At 69.8% G+C, this 20840-nt stretch carries 16 protein-coding genes and 2 pseudogenes; 9 read left to right on the forward strand and 9 right to left on the reverse strand.

Annotation, left to right across the window (positions count from 1 at the left end; genetic code table 11):
* Positions 1–562 precede the first annotated feature (562 nt).
* Positions 563–1014 (reverse strand): annotated as a pseudogene (locus ACH4SP_RS11975) (oxidoreductase); the annotation flags it as partial.
* On the opposite strand from ACH4SP_RS11975, the gene ACH4SP_RS11980 reads away from it, so the two are divergent.
* On the forward strand, positions 971–1093 hold the full coding sequence (locus ACH4SP_RS11980; RefSeq protein WP_398413559.1) for a hypothetical protein: 123 nt from the start codon (positions 971–973) through the stop codon (positions 1091–1093). The pseudogene ACH4SP_RS11975 and the gene ACH4SP_RS11980 sit on opposite strands and share 44 nt — an antisense overlap.
* 59 nt (positions 1094–1152) lie before the next feature.
* On the opposite strand, the gene ACH4SP_RS11985 is transcribed toward ACH4SP_RS11980, so the two are convergent.
* The 4 genes and pseudogenes from ACH4SP_RS11985 to ACH4SP_RS12000 all read right to left on the reverse strand — a co-directional run bounded on the left by ACH4SP_RS11985 (position 1153) and on the right by ACH4SP_RS12000 (position 7068).
* The gene (locus ACH4SP_RS11985; RefSeq protein WP_398413326.1) at positions 1153–3978 is read right to left on the reverse strand and encodes an AAA family ATPase; all 2826 of its coding nucleotides are present in this window, start codon (positions 3976–3978) and stop codon (positions 1153–1155) included.
* A gap of 121 nt (positions 3979–4099) precedes the next feature.
* Complete coding sequence (locus ACH4SP_RS11990; protein ID WP_398413328.1) at positions 4100–5425, reverse strand: RICIN domain-containing protein; 1326 nt, start codon at positions 5423–5425, stop codon at positions 4100–4102.
* 78 nt (positions 5426–5503) lie between these two features.
* The gene (locus ACH4SP_RS11995; protein ID WP_398413330.1) at positions 5504–6196 is read right to left on the reverse strand and encodes an alpha/beta fold hydrolase; all 693 of its coding nucleotides are present in this window, start codon (positions 6194–6196) and stop codon (positions 5504–5506) included.
* Between the two features lie 138 nt (positions 6197–6334).
* A pseudogene (locus ACH4SP_RS12000) lies at positions 6335–7068 on the reverse strand (SDR family NAD(P)-dependent oxidoreductase).
* 53 nt (positions 7069–7121) lie between these two features.
* Between ACH4SP_RS12000 and ACH4SP_RS12005 the strand changes: the two are divergent.
* Positions 7122–7343: a hypothetical protein gene (locus ACH4SP_RS12005; protein ID WP_398413332.1), complete on the forward strand. Its 222-nt coding sequence runs from the start codon at positions 7122–7124 to the stop codon at positions 7341–7343.
* A gap of 426 nt (positions 7344–7769) precedes the next feature.
* Positions 7770–8066, forward strand: coding sequence for a hypothetical protein (locus tag ACH4SP_RS12010; protein WP_398413334.1), 297 nt, complete (start codon positions 7770–7772; stop codon positions 8064–8066).
* Between the two features lie 387 nt (positions 8067–8453).
* On the opposite strand, the gene ACH4SP_RS12015 is transcribed toward ACH4SP_RS12010, so the two are convergent.
* From ACH4SP_RS12015 to ACH4SP_RS12030, 4 genes are all read right to left on the reverse strand, one after another.
* Entirely contained in the window at positions 8454–9530 is a 1077-nt protein-coding gene (locus ACH4SP_RS12015) for a polyprenyl synthetase family protein (protein WP_398413337.1), read from the reverse strand.
* A 118-nt stretch (positions 9531–9648) separates the two neighbouring features.
* Positions 9649–10500 carry a geranyl diphosphate 2-C-methyltransferase gene (locus ACH4SP_RS12020; RefSeq protein WP_398413339.1) on the reverse strand — a complete coding sequence of 284 codons (852 nt, stop codon included), beginning with the start codon at positions 10498–10500 and terminating at the stop codon, positions 9649–9651.
* Positions 10497–11645, reverse strand: coding sequence for a 2-methylisoborneol synthase (locus tag ACH4SP_RS12025; protein ID WP_398413340.1), 1149 nt, complete (start codon positions 11643–11645; stop codon positions 10497–10499). Before ACH4SP_RS12025 ends, ACH4SP_RS12020 begins: the two co-directional genes overlap by 4 nt.
* Complete coding sequence (locus tag ACH4SP_RS12030; protein ID WP_398413343.1) at positions 11642–13057, reverse strand: family 2B encapsulin nanocompartment shell protein; 1416 nt, start codon at positions 13055–13057, stop codon at positions 11642–11644. Before ACH4SP_RS12030 ends, ACH4SP_RS12025 begins: the two co-directional genes overlap by 4 nt.
* Positions 13058–14011: 954 nt before the next feature.
* On the opposite strand from ACH4SP_RS12030, the gene ACH4SP_RS12035 reads away from it, so the two are divergent.
* From ACH4SP_RS12035 to ACH4SP_RS12060, 6 genes are all read left to right on the forward strand, one after another.
* Positions 14012–15337 carry a tol-pal system YbgF family protein gene (locus tag ACH4SP_RS12035; protein WP_398413346.1) on the forward strand — a complete coding sequence of 442 codons (1326 nt, stop codon included), beginning with the start codon at positions 14012–14014 and terminating at the stop codon, positions 15335–15337.
* 700 nt (positions 15338–16037) lie between these two features.
* Complete coding sequence (locus ACH4SP_RS12040) at positions 16038–17024, forward strand: beta-ketoacyl-ACP synthase III (protein WP_398413348.1); 987 nt, start codon at positions 16038–16040, stop codon at positions 17022–17024.
* A 62-nt stretch (positions 17025–17086) separates the two neighbouring features.
* Positions 17087–17329, forward strand: coding sequence for an acyl carrier protein (locus ACH4SP_RS12045; protein ID WP_398413350.1), 243 nt, complete (start codon positions 17087–17089; stop codon positions 17327–17329).
* 231 nt (positions 17330–17560) lie between these two features.
* Positions 17561–18607, forward strand: a complete 1047-nt coding sequence (gene mvk / locus ACH4SP_RS12050; protein ID WP_398413352.1) for a mevalonate kinase — start codon at positions 17561–17563, stop codon at positions 18605–18607.
* Entirely contained in the window at positions 18604–19614 is a 1011-nt protein-coding gene (gene mvaD / locus ACH4SP_RS12055; RefSeq protein ID WP_398413354.1) for a diphosphomevalonate decarboxylase, read from the forward strand. The genes mvk and mvaD overlap by 4 nt, the downstream gene beginning before the upstream one ends.
* Positions 19611–20813 (forward strand): phosphomevalonate kinase, encoded by a 1203-nt coding sequence (locus tag ACH4SP_RS12060; protein WP_398413356.1) that lies wholly within the window; start codon positions 19611–19613, stop codon positions 20811–20813. The genes mvaD and ACH4SP_RS12060 overlap by 4 nt, the downstream gene beginning before the upstream one ends.
* Positions 20814–20840 lie beyond the last annotated feature (27 nt).

Here is a 20840-nt window from a genome sequence, read left to right on the forward strand (position 1 = left end):
GTGGCGTGGAAGTGCCGGTGGAACATGGGTGTGGTGCGTCGCGTCAGATGCTCGGCCCAGGTGTTGCGCTCCCCTCCGTCACGACCACCCGCCGCTGCCTTGCGCGCGGGCCGTTGCCTCCCTCGTGACTGGAGGAACGTCGTGAGCCACGATCTTCCTGTCCGCAGCCGACTGCATATCCGTCAACCGGTGTATTTGCTCCGGGTTTCGGGACTCCGCGAGCAGCCTTTGTACAGCCGCCGGGGTCTGGGGGTGGTGGGGCTGCTTGAGGGTACGGACGGAGGTGATCCTGCCTGCGATGAGGGTCACTTCGACCTGCACGTAGCCCTTATCGGTGGGGACTGTCGACCCCGTGAGGACTTGGGTTTCGGAGCCGGAGTCGGGTGTGTGCGAGTGGGGGCGCCGTCGTTGCCGTGCTGCGAGGTGACTCGGTCGACGTGCCGATCGAAGGCGCGTAATGCCAGACCGGGAACAGGTCGGCAACGGACAGGACCAGGACGGGAAGTGCTCGTTGCACGGTGGTGTTGCCCTTCGCTCGGAAGCCCGGCCGTTTCGGCTCTCGGGCCAGGCTGAAGCGTTCGAAGTGGATCTGCGCCTTCGGTACGCCGAGTGTGCGCAGGCCGCGCTGCACGGCGTTGGTCATGCCGGGCGGCCCGCAGATGTACATATCGCGCCCGATGAGGTCGGGGACGAGGGCGCTCAGTGCGGCAGGGGACAGCGGGTCGGGGTGCGGCAGGCCGCTGATCAGGTGCAGCAACGCGCCCTTGGAGAAGGCGAGGTCACGCAGTTCGTCATAGAGGACGGCGTCCTTGCGGGCGGAGACCCGGTAGATGAGGACGGCATAGCCGTGCGGTCCTCCAGGAGTGCGCGGATCGGGGTGATGCCGACGCCGCCCGCGATGAGCAGGGCGTCCGGGCGGGTGCGGTGGAGGGTGGTGAAGGCGCCGTAGGGGCCTTCGGCGAAGACGCGGGTGCCCGGCGCGAGGTGGCGCAGCGACGCGGAGCCCGCACCGGAACACGGGGGCACGCTGACCCTGGGCAGCGAGCCGGGCGCCACCGCCTTCGTCCTGGAGCTTCCGCGCACGGAGGCCTGAGGGCCCGCAGTTGCTGTGGCCCGTTCATCAGCGCCTGGCCGGGGCCGAGGGCACTGCCCTCATGGGCTGCGCGGGTTCAGCGCCGAGGACGTCTCGTCGGACGGTGCCTCCGCGAGTGCGTCGCGCAGTGCCGCGCGGGAGGTCACGCCCAGCTTGGGAAAGATCTGGTACAGGTGGGTGGAGACGGTGCGCGGGGACAGGAAGAGCCGTTCGCCGATCTGCTTGTTGGTGAGACCGGCTGCCGCAAGTGTGGCGATCTGCCGTTGCTGGGGTGTCAGTGACGTGGGTCCGGTGCTTGTGTCGTGTCCGACGGAGACTCCGGTTGCCCGCAGTTCGTTGGTGGCCCTGGTGGTCCAGGGGGCGGCGCCGAGGCGGCGGAAGGCGTCCCTGGCGTCGCCGAGGTGCGTGCGCGCCTGTCTGGTCAATTTCGCCCGTCGCAGGTGTTCGCCGTAGGCGAGCTGGACCCGGGCCCGCTCGAACGGCCAGTGCTCGGCGCCGGGGACGGCGAGTGCCTCGTCGAAGAGCTCGCCTGCGCGGCGGCCGGCGGCCACGAGTGCTGCGGACGCCTTAACGGTCATGGCCAGCCGTGGCGATATCGAGCCGACGTCGTTCTGAAGTACGGCTGTCACATGGGCTGTTGCCTCCGTGGAGCGGCCCGTTCTGATCGCGGCCTCGACGAGATCCATGATGACGAACAGGGCCGTGGGTACGTACGGGGCGAGGCCACCGGCACGGCTGATTGCGGTCACGTGCCGGTAGGCGTCCTCGTACTGGCCCTGGCCGAGGGCGGCGAGCGCCCTCGCGTGCGCGGCGCACGACAGGAGGAATCTGACCCGGCGGGATGTCGCCCACAGGATGATCTCGTCGGTCAGGGCTCGGGTGACGGCTTCGTCGCCCCGTGCGGCGGCGGCCAGCGCCCGTTGGTAGCGGAAATCCATCGAGAGCAGGTGGTAGCTGTGTGCTTCGCCGAGCTGTTGGCCGTGCTCGGCCTGCGCCACCAGTTGGTCCCACTCGCCTGTCGCGAAGCGGTCCCTGCCGAGGAAGACCATTCCCTGGAGTTCCAGGGTGAGTGAATTGCTGTCCCGCCCGGAGCTGAGCACGCGTCGCAGCGCGGTCCTGCATCCGGCAAGTCGGTCGACGTAGAGGGCAGCCATGGCGATGCGGATGACCCGGGCCGGGTCGGACTCCTGGTCGAGCGTGGCGATGACCGCGTCGAGCTCTGCGAGCGCGGTGGCTGTGCTGCGGGCCGGGTCGGCAACGGGGCCGAGGATCAGGGCCAGCCGGTCGGGCACATGTGGCTTCAGCACATGTGGCTTCAGGAGGTCGAGTGCCCGGTGAAGCGGCTTCCACAGCTCGGCACGCTGACCGCCGTGGCACACCCAGGCGAGGGTGTAGAGCGCCTCGACCATGGTGATGTCTGTCGCGTCGTAGGGCTGGTGCTGCATCTCGATCGCGCCGACGAGCAGCCGGTGTGCGGTGTCGAGATCGCCCTCACCGCTGAGGAGGATGTGGTGGGCTGCGGCAACCGCCGCGACCAACGGCCCGGCCCGGCGGCCGTCGGCCTGGCGGGCCTCTTCGAGCAGGCGGGGCACATCCCGCAGATCACCGGTCAGGTCCGCGCCGAGGTAGGCCGCCTCCGCGATCCGGCGGCTGCGGTCGTCACCGCGCGGGCTCAGTTCCGCGGCGCGCAACAGTGCGGCGACGGCGCCGCCCGCGTCGCCGCGCCGCACGATGTCGTGCGCCACCTCCTCCAACAGGCTCGCGACCTTCTCGGTGGGTGCGACAGCGGCCTGGGCGAGGTGCCAGGCACGCCGCTCGGGCCGGTCGGTCCGCTCGGCAAGGGCGTGGTGGGCCTCGCGGCGCTGAGTGCTGGTCGACAGTTCCACCACGGCGGAGCGCGTCAGGGGGTGGCGGAAGAGCAGCTGGTGGGTGCCGTCGTCCACCCGGACCAGGCCCGCCCGCTCGGCGTACGACAGATCGGCCAGGCCGGACGGCGGCAGGACGCTCAGGTCGCCGGTGCCGTCCAGGACCGCGTGGAGCAGCAGCAGACGGGTGGGCGAGGGCAGGTCCTGGACCCGGGAGGCGAACACGTCCTGGAGCCGGCGGCTCAGCGGCAGCGTGTCGGGCAACCGGACTCCGGAGCGTTGCGTGCCGCTGAGGGCGATCGGCAGTTCCAGCAGGGCCAGCGGGTTGCCCCGGGCCTCGGCCAACAGCCGTGCGCGCACGCGCGGCGCCAGGAACGGGAAGTGGCCATGGACCAATGCCGCTGCCGCGATCTCGTCGAGGGGCCGTACGTGATGTTCGGGCACCCCGACGCGTGCGAAAAAGCACCCTTCTTCCGGCCGGTACGCGCCGAGGAGGCCGACCCGGCTGCCGTCCAGGCGGCGGGCGACGTGGCCCAGCACAGCGGCACTGGCACGGTCCAGCCACGGAAGATCGTCCACGGTCAGCAGCAACGGGCGCTCCGCGGCGGCGCGGGCGAGCAGCGCCAGTGCCGCGTTCGACACCAGAAGCTGTGCGGGCGGCGCCCCGCCGTCCAGGCCCAACGCGACGCTCAGCGCCTCGTGGTAGGGGTCGGACAGCTGCGCGAGCCCGTCCAGGATCGGGTGGAGAAGCTGGTGGAGGCCCGCGAAACCGACTGTGCTCTCGAACTCCACGCCGACGGCGCGCACGACCCGCATGCCCGCGCCATGGGCATGCGCGGCCGCGGCATCCAGCAGCACCGTTTTGCCGACACCCGCTTCCCCGGACAGCAGGAGGGCTCCGCCGGAGTCTCCTGCGTCGTCGACGAAGCCCCGTATCCGAGCGAGGTCGTGGCCGCGCCCGATCAGCTGCCCGTCGGAATCCGCCGGTAACGGCCCCTCGCTGCCCACGTCGCTGCCCACGCACCCCCCTCACCCCTCCGGCACCCTACGCCGAAGTCGCCCGCGCAGAACCGGACTTGGGGATGCAGGTCAAGAGAGACCGGCCCGGCTCTCTGAGTCGGGCCGATCCGGTGCGCGGTGGTCAGTCGGCGGCCACTGTCGGGTGAAGGTAGAAGGTTTCGTTGGAGATCGGTACGGGACCGATCTGGTCGGGCCACTGGACGACCCAGGCGCCGTCGCCGTTCTCGCCCCCGTTGATGTTGGCGAACAGGCCGGTGGAGTTGTTCCGCAGCATGGTCAGGTTCGGCCGAGTGGGGACGGGGTGCTCCAGGGTCCAGTTCTGGGTGTCGCGCTGGGGGCCGCCGGGGTCGGGCTGGCCCTCCCTGCCGTGGCACGTCCAGATGTTGAGCCAGTCGCCCCGGGTGGAGGACTGGCCCCGGTTGACGTCGAGGCACTTGCCGCTGTCGGAGCTGACGATGCGGTAGAGCGGGTCTCCGTCCGGGGCTGTGTAGCCGTTGGGCACCAGACGCCACCTCTGGTTGACGGCGCCGTTGTCGTGGTACTGGACGACGTGTGTGCCGTCGCTGTCGTTGCCGCTGAAGACGTCGAGGTTGCGGCGGCTGTTCTGCGCGTGCACGGTCAGTTCACGCGGCTCGGCCTGGGCCCGCAGCGAACCGAAGTGAACGGGCCAGTGGTCGCTGCCCCGGTTGATGCCGCGGGTGGCCTGCCAGTTGTCCGTGTGCACGTTGGAGACCATGTAGTCCAGTTCGCTGCCACCTTGGTGGGTGGCGAGACCGGTGTTGTACACGTAGCTGCCGGGCGGCAGGCGGAATGGGGGCAGGGTGGAGGGGTCCCGGTTGTAGTCGCCCAGCGCCGCCCAGTTCCGGACGCCGTAGAACGTGGCGTCACGTGCGGTGTTGCTCAGCAGTTGAGGGACGTCGAAGCCGCTGCCGGAGGCGGCGTGCAGGGAGGCGAAGAGCACGTCGTCCGCCTGCCTGACCACGCCGAGCGCGTTCCGGTACTGGCCGCGGATCTGGACGACCCGCTCCGGCCGGAAGCTGGTGACGATGCCCACGTTGCGCGAATCCATGCCGAGGACGTACAGATAGCGCCAGTCGCCGCGGCCGACGTCCCACCGGTACTCGTCGATGCCGTTGATCCGCCCCATGTAAATGGACCCGGCGGGCTGAGTGTTGGGTACCTCCTGGAGCGCGACCACGCTGTTGTCCCGTGCCAGGACACGTACGCCCTGCCACCGGTCGCTGCCGACCTGCATGTTCCACGTGGCGACGCGGTGCGTGTCCGGGTTCGCCGCGTGCGCCGTGCCGCCGCCCGCCACCAGGAAGGTGCTGAGCATCAGCGCGGTCGCCAGTACGGCGCCCAGGCGACGCAGGGCACTGCGGTGGACCGCGTGCTGCGTTGCCGGGCCGGGTAATCCCCGGTCCCGCTTCGTACGTCTGGATTTCATGAGTTCTCCCGGAAGTGTTCGACGTGATGGACGTCCGGAATCGGACTTTCCGTGGGTCCGGACCCGGTCTCCTGTTGGTCAGTGCTCGGCGGCCTGCCTGATCAGGGCCGCGACCTCGGTGGGCTGCGAGAGGTAGACGGCGTGGCTGGCGGCGACCTCGACGACCCGTGAGCCCGTCCGCTCGGACATCGCGCGCTGGGCCGCCGGAGGGATCATGCGGTCGTCGGTTGCGACGAGGTACCAACTCGGCCTCACCCGCCAGGCCGGCTCCACCACTGCACCGGACAGAGCGTCAACGCCCCACGGGACCTGGGAGTCGGCCATGAACGCCGCCTGTTCGGCGGGCAGGTCACCGGCGAAGGCCTCCGCGAACTTCTCCCGGTCCAGGAGCAGGAAGCCGCCCTCGGGCGGCAGGATCGGCGGCACGGGCGCACCCGGCGGAGGGTCGGCGATGAGCGTGTTCACCGATTCGCCCTTGTCGGGTGCGAATGCGGCGATGTAGACCAGGGCCGCCACCTTCGGATGCGTGCCGGCCTCGGAGATCACGGCACCGCCGTAGGAGTGCCCCACGAGGACGACCGGATCGTTCTGTGCGTCGAGGACCTGACGCACGGCTGCGACGTCCCCGGCCAGGGACAGAGTGGGATTCTGGACGACGCTGACGCGGTACCCGTCACGCTTGAGGAGGTCGTACACCCCCTGCCAGCCCGACCCGTCCACGAAGCCCCCGTGAACGAGAACGACATTCTTCGCTTCCGAGCTCGTACTCATGCCCCTCCTCTGGTGTTTTGGGCCGTTGCGGCCACGCGACGAAAGGTAGGCGGAGGGCAGCGCGGTTGATACCGTCAAGTGACGTACTTCGACCTACGTGTCCGGCGCCGCATGCGCGGGGTGAACAGCGGACGCGGCTCAGGTGTTCTTGATGCTTCGGAGCGAGTGCCGGGGGAAGGTGACGCCTGTCAGTTCTTCGGAGACCTCCCAGAGGCGGTGTGCCGGCTCGGCGTTCCGCGCCCTTGCGGAGCGGCCGACCGATTTCGGTGCGCCACGGCTCTCCACGAAGCCGCCGGGCCCCGCGTAGCTGTCGCCCGGGATGTCCGTGACGGTGGCGATCACGGGTGAGCCGACGCCGTCGAGTCGTCGCTGGAGTTCCGAGGTGAACAGCAGGTCGACGAGTTTGGACTGCGCGTAGGCAGACATCGCCCGGTACCGCTTGTGCTCCCAGTTCAGGTCGTCGAAGTCGATCGAACCCGTCCGGTGAGTGTGGGACGACACGGTGACGGCCCTGTTCCGGATGCGTGGCGGCAGCAGGTTCGTGAGCCCGAAGTGGCCCAGGTGGTTGGTGCCGAACTGCAGTTCCCGGCCGTCGGCGGTGCGAGTGGGCGGCGGAGTCACGGCGCCCGCGTTGTTGATCAGTACGTCGATGGGCTCGGTGACCGCCTTGGCGAACGCGCGGACCGAGGAGTGGCCGGCAAGGTCCAACCGCCGGACCTCGGTGCGGCCGGTCACGGTGGCGGCAGCCGCTCGTCCCTTCTCGGGTCACGTACGGCCAGGACGACATGGGCGCCGCGGGCAGCGAGCACGCGGGGGGCGACGCGGCCGATCCCGCTGTTCGCGCCGGTGATGACGACCCTGAGTTCCGTCAGAGGGAGACGTCGGAGGAGGAGACCGGGGCGCCATCGCGCAGTCCGCCGAGCAGTTGTACACACGGCTCACCCCGAAGGAAGCCGGCCACGCGCGACGCGTCCTGCTCCGGCTGATCACCCCGGGTGACGGCACCCAGGACACCCGGCGCCCCATCGACAGCGGGGAGCTGGACTTCGCGGACCCCGACGACATCAGCCGCCTACTGACGGCACTGGCAGCCGCCCGGCTGATCACCCTGGACTCCGGCAACGTCGACCTCGCGCACGAGCACTGATCACCGCGTGGCCCCGGCTGCACGCCTGGATCGACGAGGAACGCGACCGACTGCGCACCCACCACCTCCCGCACTGCCGCCAGGAACTCCTCGGTGTGCGGGTGCGCGGGGCGGACCGGGTGGGTGAGGTGAACCGTCGCTGCGGGGGCGTCGACGAGCGGGACGAAGTGCACCCCCGGGTGACTGTGGCTCTGCGCTGTGCCCGCCGCGCCCACCCCGAAGGCCCCGCCCGTGGCGATGAGGTTCAGCCACTCGTCGACGTTGCACACCTCGACCGTGCGTCCGGGGCGCTGCGCCGGGGGTCTGAGTTCCACGGACGCCGTGCCGGTGTCCGGCCACAGGGCCAGTGGCAGCGCGGGGCCGGCGGTCGCTGCCGTCGCAACGGGAATCCCTGAGTGCGACCTCGATGTGGAACTCTTCGAGGTCGTGCCACGCGAGTCCGACTCCTCCGAGGAGCAACTTCGTTCCGGTGACATCGAGGAGACCACTGGCCCGGTCGAGCGGGCCCGGTCCGAGGGGCGGCAGCCGGCCGGTGCGGGCGGGCTGCCGCGGCAGCTGACCAAGCGGGTCCTGGAGGTTGCTCCGGAGGGCGAAATCGCCGATCGCCTCGGCCATGACAAGCAGGACGTGCGGTCCGGGCGACTGCTGGTGAAAGGGCGGCTGCTGGTGAAACGAGGGTCGAGGTCATCAAGTAGCGGTACAGGGTCCCGCCGGACGTGGTGACAGCGCCGCGCATGCTCTGTCGGCCTCTGTCGGCGTCCGCGCGGCGCTCTCGCGCCGGGTGCCTCGTTCTCCGCATCCGGCGCGCGGTCGGACCCGTCTGCCGGACTTGTCCCAGGCTGCCCTGGCCTCGTCGTTCCGAGTGCGTCGGCCGGTCCGCCCGGGGCAACCGGCGGGCCTGTTTCGGTAGAAACGGTGCGAGCGCGGTGCAAGCAGCCGTTTCACGGCGTACGGGCCCGGCTCCTGGCGGCCGGCGGCCGGCGGGAGGCGGGAGGCCCAGGTCACGGTTGCCGGCCCTCGACGCACCGGACCCGACCGATCACGACTGGAGGACGGGGTCCGCTTCGCTTCCCGCCGGAGCAGGCCGGACGGACGGCCGACCGGCCGCGATCACCTGTCCCTGTTCGTGCAGGACTCGGCGAGCTGGGCGAGAGCCTCCTTCGCAGGATCGGAGAGCGGCGCGGTTTCCAGCGCCCGGAGCGCCTGACGGTGCCGGTCGGCGATGCGTGCCTCGACCATGTCCCGCGCCCCGCAGGATTCGATGATCCGACGGGCCGTGGTGACACCGTGGTGGTCGAGCCCCGGGTCGGCCAGGAGCCGTTGGAGCTCTCGGCGGTCGGCCGGGGAGGTGTGACGCAGCGCAAGCGCCGCGAGGACCGTGTGCTTGCCGTCGGTCAGGTCGTCGCCGACCGGCTTCCCGGTCTCCTCGGTGTCCCCGAACACCCCCAGGACGTCGTCACGCAGCTGGAACGCTTCTCCCAGCGGATTGCCGTAGGCGGCGCACGCATCCAGCGTCCCGGGCTCGGCGTGATTGAGGGACGCCCCGATCTGGAGGGGCCGCGTGATCGTGTAGAGCGACGTCTTGAGATGGACGATGGCGCACGCCACGTCCAGGTCCCGGCTCGGACACCCGGTGTGCCTGAGGTCGAGGAACTGGCCGGTCAGCACCTCCTCCCGCATGGAGTGCCACAGCGGCATGACCTTGCTCCGCTGCGCATGGGTGAGTCCCGCCGTCGACACGAGCTGGTCGGCCCACACCGCTGCCAGGTCACCCGTGTTGATGGCCGCGTTGACACCGAAGCGCAGTGCCTTCCTCCCGGGGGTGGGCGCGCCGTAGAAGGGTGGGAGGGCGTGGTGGACGGTGGGCTTGCCGCGGCGCGTGGCGGACTCGTCCATGACGTCGTCGTGGACGAGGAGGGAGGCGTGCAGCAACTCGATGCCCGCGGCGATCCGTGTGATCTGACGGGCGTCGCCCGTGCCGCCGGTGCCCTGCCATCCCACGGCGGCGAACAAGGGACGGATGCGCTTGCCGCCGGCGACGAAATCGCGGATGGCGTTGGCCATGACCGACAGGTGCGGGTTGTTCTGGTCGGCGGCCTTCTCGTTGAAGAGCCGCGTGAGACGGGTGTTGACCTGGGCGCGGACACGTTCCGGGTCCAATTCGGAAACGTCGGCTTGAGTACGCACGGAACCTCCCGGTCTGTGCAGGCACAACGGAGGAACAACAGATGTCCGCTGCCCGGCACCGGAGAGGTCGGGCGTCCAGGCGCCGTACCGGTGCCGGGCTGCGGACGAGGGGGTGGCGTCAGACGCGGTCCGCGGCGATCATCAGGTACTGGAAGGCGCCGGTCTCGTAGGCGTCGATGAAGTGCTCCTCGACACCGGTGGTGAGTTCGGGGTCGGTGGTACGCAGTTTCCAGTACGGCAGGGTGGCCTGCGTCAGGTCCGTGACTGCCACCGGGACGAGCCGGTTCGCGGTCATCTGCTTGAAGTACTCGCTGCGCCGGTGTACGTCACATGCGTACTGGGCATTGATCATGGAGACCGCGCGGGAGGCCCGTCCGTACCCGTCGTTGATGCAGCCGGTGATCGTCACGTACCGGCCTCCCGGCTTGAGGAGGCGCCGGTACTCGGCGAACAGCAGGCCCAGTTCGACGTACATGGTCGACTCGTTGTTCCAGATCGCGTCGAACGAGCCGTCGGCGAACGGCGTCTGCAGCATGTTCGCGACCTGGTAGCGGGCGCGCTCGGCCACCCCCCGCGCGGCGGCGGACCTGTTGGCGTCCTTGGCCTGCTCCGCCGACAGCGTGATCCCCTCTGCTGTGCAGCCGAAGCGCTCCGCGGCCATGATGGACGTCGCCCCGCGTCCGCAGCCCGCGTCCAGGATGCGGCTCTCGCTGGTGAGCGCGCCGAGCTGGGAGATGAGGTAGGCGCCCTGGTCGGTCTCCAGCCGGTGCAGCTCCTGTACGACGGAGTCGTGCCGCGTGGGGCCGTCGGTGATGTTGTCCCAGTTGACCGGGCCGATGCCGTAGTGGTGGTGGAACAGGCCGTCCACGGCGCCGAGTTCGTGGTTGACGGGATTCTTCTCCGCGTTCCAGTAATCGGCGATCGTGTGCTGGTAGGCGGATGCGGCGGCCGTGTCGGTGGTGACGCTCATGAGGGTGTTCCTTTCAGGAAGGGGGGAAGGTGGTAGCGGGCGATGTTGGTGCGGTGCCATTCGTGGGAGCCGTCCACCCATGCGTTGACGGAGGCCACGTAGCGGGCCGCGTGCGCGACGGGGAGCGTCGCGGTGGTCGCGGAGGCGTCTTCGAGCTGGTACATCACGTCGTTGTGGATTTCGACCGACCGATGAAACGCTTCTTCCTTGCTGACGTTCTCCTCTTCGGCCACGCACGTCGGCAGGTTCGGGTGGAAGCGGGGCAGGTCGTGCTCCTTTCCGTAGGAGTACAGGTCGTTGGCCAGAGTGGTCGCCAGACCGGCGAGCGCGAGCATCCGCTGCACCGATTCATGGGCGTGCAACTGCGGCGGGATCTCGTAGCCGTCGATCGCGTCGGCCACCGACAGACACGGTCGGAAGCTGTTCATCTGCCGGATCACCAGGTAGCTCCACACCGGGGGTGGTGACGAGTCGATCTTGTGCGCGGCCTCCGCCAGATACCCCAGGTGCAGCTTGGCCAGGTCGTGGACCTCCCGGTCGGCCTGCGCGGCGGACGCGAGCCGGCGGAAGTACGCCATCGACGACCGGTACGCCCGCAAGGGCGCCTCCGCGTCAAGGGCCGCTCGCCACTGCCGTCCGTAGGGGGGCGGGTGCACCGTCGGATGGAGCGCGGACTGTGCCGTCAGGAGCCGGGCCGCCAGTCCGTGGGGGCTGCCCCCGTGGTCCTCGCAGTACATGTCGTCGACCGCGTTCTCCGCGAGCAGCAGTCGCGAGGCGGCCATCAGGTGATCCAGGGTCGGTGCCCCCGGGTGGCACAGCACCACCGACCGGCCGAGCTGGAAGTCGCGGAACTCCCCGGCCCAGTCGGGCGGGTACAGGTCGATCTCGTCGCGCGCCCACGCGTCGGTGAGCTCATCCACGCGCTCGACCAGCGTTGCGTTCGGCGGCGGCACGGGGCGCCGGTACACGCCCGGAATGTCCAGCACCCCCACCGACTCCTCGCGCCCGCACGGTGCTTCGGGTTCGCACGGTGCTTCGGGTTCGCACGGTGCTTCGCGTTCGCACGGTGCTTCGGGTTCGGCGGACCGCGCGCGGCGCGCGTCCGGGAAGCCGGTCGCCAGTGCGGTCGGCAGGGTGCCGGTCACTTGTGCACCTGCCCGATCGAGGCGTTCTCCAGGATCCCGGCCGCATCCGGTGTCAACAGCGCGCACGAGTAGTAGCAGGTCACCAGGTAGGAGATGATCGCCTGGTCGTTGATCCCCATGTGCCGTACGGACAGCCCGGGTTCGAGCTCCTCCGGCAGCGGCCCGGGCAGGAGCCCCACCACGCCCTGCTCGTCCTCGCCGAGCCGCAGCGCGATGAACGAGGACGTGTACGTAGGACTCACCGGGATCTTCGAGCACGGGTACATCGGCACACCGCGCCACGTCAGGAACCGGGAGCCGTCGTCCCCCCGCGTGGCATCCACGGTCAGCCCTTGCCGGTTCGCCTCCCGCAAGAACGCGGTCAGAGCCTTCGGATGCGCGAAGATCGCATGGGTGGAACGCCGCATCGCGATCAGGTTGTCGATGTCGTCCGGCGTCGGCGGTCCCGAGACGGTGGAGATCCGCTGCTCGAAGTCGGTGTTGTGCAGCAGTCCGAAGTCCGGGTTGTTGACGATCTCCCATTCCTGGCGCTCGCGCAGCTCCGCCACCGTCAGGCGCAGCTGCTCGGCACTCTGGTCGAAGGGGTCGTTGTACAGGTCCGCGACGCGCGTGTGGATGCGCAGGATCGTCTGCGCCAGCGACAGTTCGTACTCGCGCGGCGCGATCTCGTAGTCGACGAAGGTGGCGGGGAGGTCGACTTCGCCGTGGTGCCCCGAGGATGTCGTGATTTCGGCTTCGCCCTTGTGGTTCTGCGGGCGCTTCTGGCGCTCCACGAACGCTTGGAGGTGTGCGGCGAGGCCCGGGGCGCTTGCCAGCAGGTTGTGGAAGTCGGCCCAGTTCAGCACGAGAGCGGTGGTGTTGGTGTCCGCCCGGGTGGTGAACGGCCACACCGATTCCTCTCCCTGGTCGAGAACCTCCTCACCCACCTGGCCGCCGTCGGTGACCACCCCCAGGACCTGCAAGTCGCCGAACGGGCCCTTCGCGTACCGGGTCAGACGCCCGTGGGCGATGAGGAAGGCCTCCCTGACCGGCCGTCCCGCCTCGGTGATCATTTCGTTCGCGCGGATGTCACGCGGACGGAACAGATCGGCGATGCGGTCCAGAACGGTTTCGTCCTCGAAGCCCCGCAGTGAGGGAAGTTCGGTGAGGGTGGCGGCGACGACGCGGACGGTGCCGCCGGTGTCGCGGGTGAAGGAGCACCGGCCTCGTCCCGTGCGCAGGGTCAGGCGCCGGTTGACGCGGTAGGTGCCGCCCTTGACAGGGACCCAGGGCAGTTTGCGGCTCAGCCAGCGACTGGTGATGCCCTGCATCTGGGGTGGCGTCTTGGTGGTGGTGGCCAGCAGGCGTGCGCCCGCGGTGGTGAGGGCCTGCTGCTTCTGGGTTCCCTCGGAGTGTTCAGGGCGGAGAGCCATGATGCTTCCTCACAGGTGGTCGATGGGCGCCGGGGGTTGCCGCGATGGCGCACAGGGGCATGGGGGCGGACCGGTTGGCGTGGGGGAGCACGAGTGCGCCGGTGCGGCGCCTCGGCGTGCCGGTGAGCCTTTCCGTACGGACGGGATGATGCTTCGGGGGAGGGGACAGCGGGTCGCGTTGCGCTGCCCGATCGCGACCTGGGACTGAGTGAAACCGTGCCGCTGGAACAGTGATGTCTTTTACGAAGACGATTCCGCAGAGGCCGTCGGGCCTGCACTTCGGTGCCTCGCCCACAGCCTTTTGCCGAGTGACCCGGCGTTGGTTCCCCTATGGATGGGCACCCCTGCGGAATCGTCCTTCTGTTTGATTTCTTCGTTTCTTCTTTGTCCTTCCCGGGGTTGCCCGTATCGGCGTACGCCGGGGCATTCATCGGGCCGTTGGACGGGGGCGGGCACCGGGGACAAACGGGATCGAATTTCCGTGAGACCCGTGGGGAGTGGAGAGAGACGAGGTGGTCGTCGAATGTGTTTGAGGCCAGAAGCGCTGAGGTAGTAACCCTGTCGCCTCAAGTTTCGCGACCAGGTACTCACTGACAGTGCATAACCTCTCCGGCGAGAATCGACGGAATTCCCCGATGGGATGAGGGCGGGCTCGCCCGGGGCGGTATCGGTCCCCCCGGGGTGGGTGACGTCCGGCCGCGGAAAGGCGGCGGACGGTGATTGGGGGGCGGCGTCATCGGGCTTCTCTCCCCACCGGTCCCTTACCTGTATTGAGTCGTTCCACCTCGGCGCGGTCGGCGTGAGTGCAGCCATGCCGAGGAGGACGGGGCAATAGCAGTGCACCAGCTACGAGGTGGGTGGTGCAGCCCCCGAGGGCGGTGGACGCAGCACAGACGTTGCACCCTTGTGCGGTTGTGAAGCTCCCGTGCGGAGGAGACAGTAAGGAAGGCAACTGTGTCTCGGACTCCCAATACGCGATTACGCTCCCTGCTGGAGGCCACGGGCTGGAGCAGTGCCCAACTGGCCCGGATGGTCGTCGCCATAGCGGCCGAGCACAGCGAACACCTCACCTGCGACCGGTCGACCGTCAGCCGCTGGCTGGCAGGCCACCAGCCGCGCCCGCCCGTCCCCACCTTCCTTCTGGAAGCGCTGGCGCGCGGGCTGGACGGGATCGTCACCGCACAGCAGGCCGGACTCTCACGCGCCCCCGAACTTGTTCATACCAACTCCTTGGGGGACGACCCCGTGCTCAGGCTTGCCCAACTCACCTCGGTCGAACTGGACGGCACGCGGCGGAAGTTGATCGGTGCCGCCGCGTTCAGCCTCGCCGCTCTGGCAGTCCCTGCCCTCGCCGCCCCGTCATCGCGCCCGCGACCGCTGAGAATCCAGGAACAGGGTGTGGAGGCACAGGTGGCCCAGATGCGGGCCATGGCCACGATGTTCGCCAACGCGGCCGAGACCCACGGGGGTGGCAGCATACGGGCACCCCTGGCCGCCTACCTGGCGCACGACGTGTCCCGCTGGCTGCGCACTCCCATGAGCGACGAGAACTACCGCCAGCTCCTGTCGGCGGCAGCCCAACTCGCCCTCCTGCTGGGCACCATGTGCGTCGACGACGGTGACCACGCGCTGGCCCAGCAGCACTTTCGCACCGCAGCGGATCTGGCCGTCGAGGCCGTGGACCACGGCATGCTGGCAGTGTCCTTCCGTGCCATGGCCACTCATGCCTACGAGATGGGTCACCACGGCAGCGTCGTACTGCACCTCACGGAACGGGCGGTGGAGGCTGCCCGCCGTGCCCCCCGCGTCACCCAGGTTTACGCGCAGGCTCACCTGAGCGTGCTGCTGGCCCACCATGACCGGAAGGCCGCACTGGCCGAGCTGGCCCGCACGGAGAAGCTCTACGACCAGGCGGATTCCACGCCCGGGGCCTTCACGGCCTACCCGCCCGGCGGGCTGCAGTACCAACGCGCGCAGGTCTTCTCCGCTCTGGGGGAAGCCTCCCAGGCCGCTGCCGCACTCAAGACCTCACTGCGGCTGCGTACCCCTGCCGAGCACAGGGCAAGCGCTCTGACCCATGCACGTCTCGCGGAAATACTCCTGGGCGTGGGGCACTTGGACGCGGCGCTCGCGCACTGGGGCGACTTCCTCTCCGCCTACCCCGCACTGCGTTCGGCCCGGATCGCTCAGCGTCTGGCCGTGATGCGCCAGAAGCTCCAGCCCTACGGCAGACACAGGCCCGTCGCCACGCTGTTGAACCGGGCGCGAGAACTCATGTGACGTGACCCATCGACGAGGCAGGTGGGGTGGACTTTGAAGTCGGGCAAGCGGGCCGGTCGGTGAGCAGCTGGTGAGCAGCCGGTGGGCGGCTGCCGCGGCGGTACCGGCCCGTCACGCGGAAGGCGCGGAGCCATGCTCATGCCGTGAGTGCCCTTGCAGAAGCGTGGGTGCCGTGTTCCGCCGGCGCACTCAGCGCACACGCGCATGCACGTACATCCGGTGTGATCACCGGACGACGTCCCGGGCCGTTCCCCTCGGCACGGCGGAGCCGGTACGTGGACCGGAGGCATCCACCGGCACCAGAGGGAGTGCAATGGCGCGGGCGGTGCCGCTGCGTGCCGGGCCGCTCCGGTGCAGGGGGTTGAGGTCCCTCGCGCCCCGATGAGCATTCCCGTAGAACCGGGACAGACACAGCCCCTCGTCGGCTGTTCACAAACGCACAACACTTCAACAGGTGCACGCCTCCCACCGGGTGGGCCCCTGGCGCAGCTCGGGTGCGTGGGGCTTCCTTGATGTGCGTGCCACCGCTTGACGGTCAGATTCCGATCAGCTTCTGCCACGTGCACGCCGTCCATCTGACCTGCGACGCAACGGCGTTGTGGCCGCCCTGCGGCTGTCGCTGTCGAGGGCCCGGTCCATCGGGTCCGCGGGCGCGAAGCCAAGCGCCGCACCGCTCTCATCGGCCCTGTTGGAGTGTCATATGCATCAGCCTTCGCAGGCGGCCGTTGCCGCAACAGCCGGTGGGCCCCAGCCGGGCTCGCGACTGACCGGTCTCGGCGCCCACCGTCCCGAGCGCGTCGTGTCCAACGAACAGGTAGCAGTCCAGGCGGGTGTGGAACCTGAGTGGATCACCCAGCGTGTGGGTGTGAGGGAACGGCGCTATGCCAAGGACAGCGAAACGGTGGTGTCCATGGCGGCGGCGGCCGGGAAGGATGCGCTGGACGACGCCGGGGCCGCTCCTGCCGATGTCGACGTAGTGGTGCTGGCCACGTGCTCCATGCCTTCGCCGATGCCCAACGGGGCCGCCAGGGTGGCCGCGTTGCTGGGATGCCGAGCGGTAGCCGCCTTTGATCTGAACGCGGCGTGTTCCGGCTTCAGCCATGGCCTGGCGGTGGCAGACGCGCTGGTTCGTGCCGGAACCGCGCGCTCCGTGCTGGTGATCGGCTCGGAGCGGATGAGCGACTGGGTGACGCCGAAGGACCGCAACACCGGGCCGATCTTCGCCGACGGAGCGGCGGCCGCACTGGTGCAGCCCGCGCCGCTGCCGCACATCTTCCCCGTGGCATGGGGCAGCGACGGCAGTCAGGCCGATCTCATCAAGATCGATGCCACGTCCAGGCACATGGAGATGGCCGGACGAAAGGTGTTCCGCTGGACCACCAGTGCCCTCACGGGCGTCATGCAGACGGCATGCGAACGCGCCGGTCTGCCCCCCGAACACCTGAAGGCGTTGATTCCGCACCAGGCGAACCTCCGCATCCTCGACATCCTCCAGCGCGGAATCAACGTCGATCAGCTTCCGGTTGCCGACGATGTCGTCGAAGCAGGCAACACCTGCGCGGCCTCGGTGCCCCTCGCCTTTCACGCGCTTCGCCAACGCGGGGTGATCGCCGCCGGTGATCCCGTCCTGCTCTTCGGGTTCGGAGCCGGCCTGACCTACGCGGCACAAGTCGTCCACTGTCCCTGACCGGCCCACCGAGCCCACCGAGCCCCCGAGAACGGCGTGAACCAGCGCAAAGGGAGAACACCATGAGTACGCACACGCCCACACTGGCCCTGGTCCAGCGCCTCGTCGCGTTGATCGCCGAACGCCCGGCGGCAGACATCCAGCCCCACCACCGGCTCCTGGAAGACCTGAACCTCGACTCCCTGCAGGTCACCGAACTCGCCCAGAAGCTGGAGAACGAGACGGGCAAGTCCATCGACGAGGACCTGCTGAACGCGGACGGCACCACCGTCGCCCGGTGCGCCGGCATCACTGACGCGGCCTGACGCCCCCGTACACCGGCCGACGGCACCGGCCCCCAGCACAGAGGAGTTGCGAGCCGTGACCCTCCCCGTCCCTTCATCCGGCGTGGCCGACTTCCACACCTGCGCCGAGACCACCCGCGACATCCACCGGGCGGCACGCCCCGCGGCAACGGTTCGTGCCCCGTACCACCGCCCTCCACGCCGGGCCGCGTCGACGCGCCGTACCCGGATACCGAGCAAGGTCTTCCGCACATGACACACAACTCGTGTGAGCCTGCCCGCGATGTGCCCGCCCTCGCCCCTGCCCGGCCCCACCAGGGCAACGACACCGCTCCGCCCGGTGGCCGTGCTCATGGCAAGGTGATCCTTCTGGGGGAGCATGCCGTGGTCTACGGTGCTCCCGCCATCGCCCTGCCCGTACTGAGCGCGCAGTGCCGTGTCCTCGCGGTGCCCGCCGAGGGCAGTGGACGCGGACTCGTGAGCTTTCGCGCCTGTCAGTACACAACGTCCCCGCCCGCGTCTGCGACGAAGGCACCGGACATCGAGCCACCTCAGGCGTTCCGGGACATGGTGGACGCAGCCCTGGGCGCTGCGCCGACCCACCAGGTGCGGGGAGTCGACCTCTACGTGGAGAGCAACATTCCGCCCGGACGCGGCCTTGGCTCCAGTGCGGCCTGCGCACGGGCGGTGGCCGAGGCCCTCGACCAACTGCTGCACCTGCACCTGAGCCCCTCCGCCGTCCACCAACTGGTACAGCTGGCCGAGACAGTGGCCCACGGCCGCGCCAGCGGTATCGACGCCCATGCCACGGGCAGCCCGTATCCGCTCCTCTTCAGGGACGGTCTGACGAGCACTCCCACCGTCGCACGCCGGGCGTGGGTCGTGGTGGCCGACAGCGGGACGTCGAGCAGCACCCGCCGGGCCGTGGAGATGCTGGGTGATGTCTTCGCCCGCGATCCGTCCCGTCGCCGTGCCTTCATCGAACGCTCCAGGATCCTCACCGAGGAAGCCCTCGACGGTCTGGCCACCGGCGACTTGCCGGGTGTGGGCATGCTGCTGACCGATGCCCACTGCCGGCTGTCGACGCTGGGTCTGGTGACGGAGCAGGTCAACGCGTTGGTGAAGGAGGCTCAGGCCGCCGGTGCGCTCGGCGCGAAGATGACGGGCGGCGGACTGGGCGGCTGCGCCATCGCCCTGTGCGACTCGGCAGCCGGTGCGGAAGCCGTGGCCGCACGACTGCGTGCCCACAGCGCGGCATGCACCTGGATCGTCCCGCTCACCCAGGAGGGCACGTCATGACGACGCATCCGATGGAGGCAACGTCCGTCGCCCACCCCAACATCGCTCTGGCCAAGTACTGGGGCAAACGAGACGAGACCCTGGTCATCCCGAACGCGGACAGCCTGTCCATGACACTGGACGTGTACCCGACGACGACGACCGTCCAGCTGCGCCCCGGCGCCGTCCACGATGCCGTATTCGTCGACGGCGAAGCGGCGCGGGGCGAGACCGGACGGCGGGTGACCCGTTTCCTCGACCTGGTGCGGCGGCACTCCCCGGTGCGGGATCCGGCAGCAGTGCACACCCGCAACACCGTTCCGGTCGGTGCAGGGCTCGCTTCCTCGGCTGCGGGATTCGCCGCACTGTCCCTCGCCGCCGCCACTGTCTACCGGCTCGACCTCGACGAGAGGGCGCTGTCGCGGCTGGCGCGTCGCGGCTCGGGATCAGCCGCTCGTTCCGTCTTCGGCGGCTTCGTGCATTGGCACGCGGGAGACGCCGATGCTCCCGACCCGGATCTGGCCTCCTATGCCGAGCCCGTGACCGGTGTGCGGCTGGACGCGGCGCTGATCGTCGTTCTGGTGGAACGCGGCCCCAAACCCGTCTCCAGCAGGGAAGCCATGCGTCGGACACAAGCCACGTCGCCCGCGTACGCCGACTGGCTCGCCACCACCCACGCCGACGTTCCCCTCCTGCGCAAGGCCCTTGTCGCGGGGGATCTGGACACCGTGGGCCACATATCCGAGCGCAACGCACGAGGCATGCACCTGACGATGGAGACCGCCGTGCCGCCGGTCGTCTACCGCACGCCCGCATCCCACCGTGTTCTCGACCACGTGGGCCGACTGCGGAAGTCCGGGGAGCGGGTGTGGGCCACGATGGACGCCGGCCCCAATGTGAAGGTCCTCTGCCCCGCGGCCGAGGCGGAACGTCTGGCCGACCGGCTGCACGCAGTGACCGACTGCCCCACGCTCGTCGCACACGCCGGTCCCGGTACCACCCTGCGCCGGACGGGAGCAGGCCCATGAGTCCCACGAGCCCCACCGCCGTGACCGCCAAGGCCCCGGGCAAGCTGATGATCGCCGGTGAGTACGCGGTCCTGACCCCCGGCCGGCCCGCGATCGTCGCCGCCGTCGACCGGTACGTCTCCGTCACCGCCGCCCCGTGTGCCACCGGCAGCGACGTGGAACTGAACACGGATCTCCTTCCCCGCCCCGTCCCGCTGCGCCGTACGGCAACAGGACTGAAGGCGCTCCACGATCAGGACCGGGAACACCTGACCGGGGCACTGGTGCACCTGGTCGCGGTCGTGGACCTGGTCGACGGGCTGCGGGCCGAACTCGGCTTGCAGCCCCTACGGGTGCGGTTGGAGGTGCACAGTGACCTGCACGAAGCCGGTACGAAGATCGGGCTGGGTTCCAGCGGGGCGGTCACCGCTGCCGCCGTACACGCCCTGACCCGGTTCACCGGCATGCCCCTGGCCGCCGAAGTGCGGTTCAGGCTCGCCCTGCTGGCCGGCGCCACCGTCGATGCCGCACCCTCCGGAGCGGACGTCGCGGCCAGTGTCTGGCACGGCTGGATACGCTACAGCCCGCCGGACCGCACCGCGCTGCTCTCCTCCCTGCGACGGCAGGGCATCGTACGCACGCTGTGCGCACCCTGGTCCGGTTCAGCGGTCCAGACCCTCCCCCCGCCCGCCGATCTGACGCTGATGGTGGGGTGGACCGGCTCTCCCGCCTCCACGTCCGACCAGGTGGGCGAACTGCGCGCCCGCGGTTGGTGGAAGTCCCGGGCGCATCACGACTTCCTGGCCCGGAGCGACGGGGTGGTCGGCGACATGAGCAGCGCCCTCGAACGGCGCGAGCCGCAGCCGCTGTTGAACGCCCTCGGCCAGGCCGGCGCCCTGCTGGCCGACCTCGACCGGGAGACCGGGCTGAGCATCTTCACCGACCGGCTGACCGCGCTGTGCCGCGCCGCACAGCAGTGCGGGGCAGTGGCCAAACCCTCCGGTGCCGGAGGCGGAGACTGCGGCATCGCGCTCCTGTCCTCCCTCGTGTGTCCGGAGACGCTGCGACACCGGTGGACCTCCGAAGGCATCACGCCTCTCGCACTGTCCACCGCGCCCCCGCCCACCGCAGAAGCCGCCCCGCCGGCCCGGATCGGCCCACGGGCCCCCGGCTACCTGCGCGGCGCGCTGACCTCACCGATCGAAGGGGTTCCACGGTGAACGCATCCCGCAAGGACGACCACGTGC

The organism is Streptomyces sp. NPDC021093 (genome assembly GCF_044333135.1).
GTDB lineage: Bacteria > Actinomycetota > Actinomycetes > Streptomycetales > Streptomycetaceae > Streptomyces.

Bases quoted from the DNA above. Each gene is read 5' to 3' on its own strand.
- ACH4SP_RS11990 (WP_398413328.1), bottom strand. From the start codon at position 5,425: ATGAAATCCAGACGTACGAAGCGGGACCGGGGATTACCCGGCCCGGCA.
- ACH4SP_RS11995 (WP_398413330.1), bottom strand. From the start codon at position 6,196: ATGAGTACGAGCTCGGAAGCGAAGAATGTCGTTCTCGTTCACGGGGGC.
- ACH4SP_RS12020 (WP_398413339.1), bottom strand. From the start codon at position 10,500: ATGAGCGTCACCACCGACACGGCCGCCGCATCCGCCTACCAGCACACG.
- ACH4SP_RS12030 (WP_398413343.1), bottom strand. From the start codon at position 13,057: ATGGCTCTCCGCCCTGAACACTCCGAGGGAACCCAGAAGCAGCAGGCC.
- ACH4SP_RS12040 (WP_398413348.1), top strand. From the start codon at position 16,038: ATGCATCAGCCTTCGCAGGCGGCCGTTGCCGCAACAGCCGGTGGGCCC.
- ACH4SP_RS12045 (WP_398413350.1), top strand. From the start codon at position 17,087: ATGAGTACGCACACGCCCACACTGGCCCTGGTCCAGCGCCTCGTCGCG.
- mvk (WP_398413352.1), top strand. From the start codon at position 17,561: ATGACACACAACTCGTGTGAGCCTGCCCGCGATGTGCCCGCCCTCGCC.
- mvaD (WP_398413354.1), top strand. From the start codon at position 18,604: ATGACGACGCATCCGATGGAGGCAACGTCCGTCGCCCACCCCAACATC.
- ACH4SP_RS12060 (WP_398413356.1), top strand. From the start codon at position 19,611: ATGAGTCCCACGAGCCCCACCGCCGTGACCGCCAAGGCCCCGGGCAAG.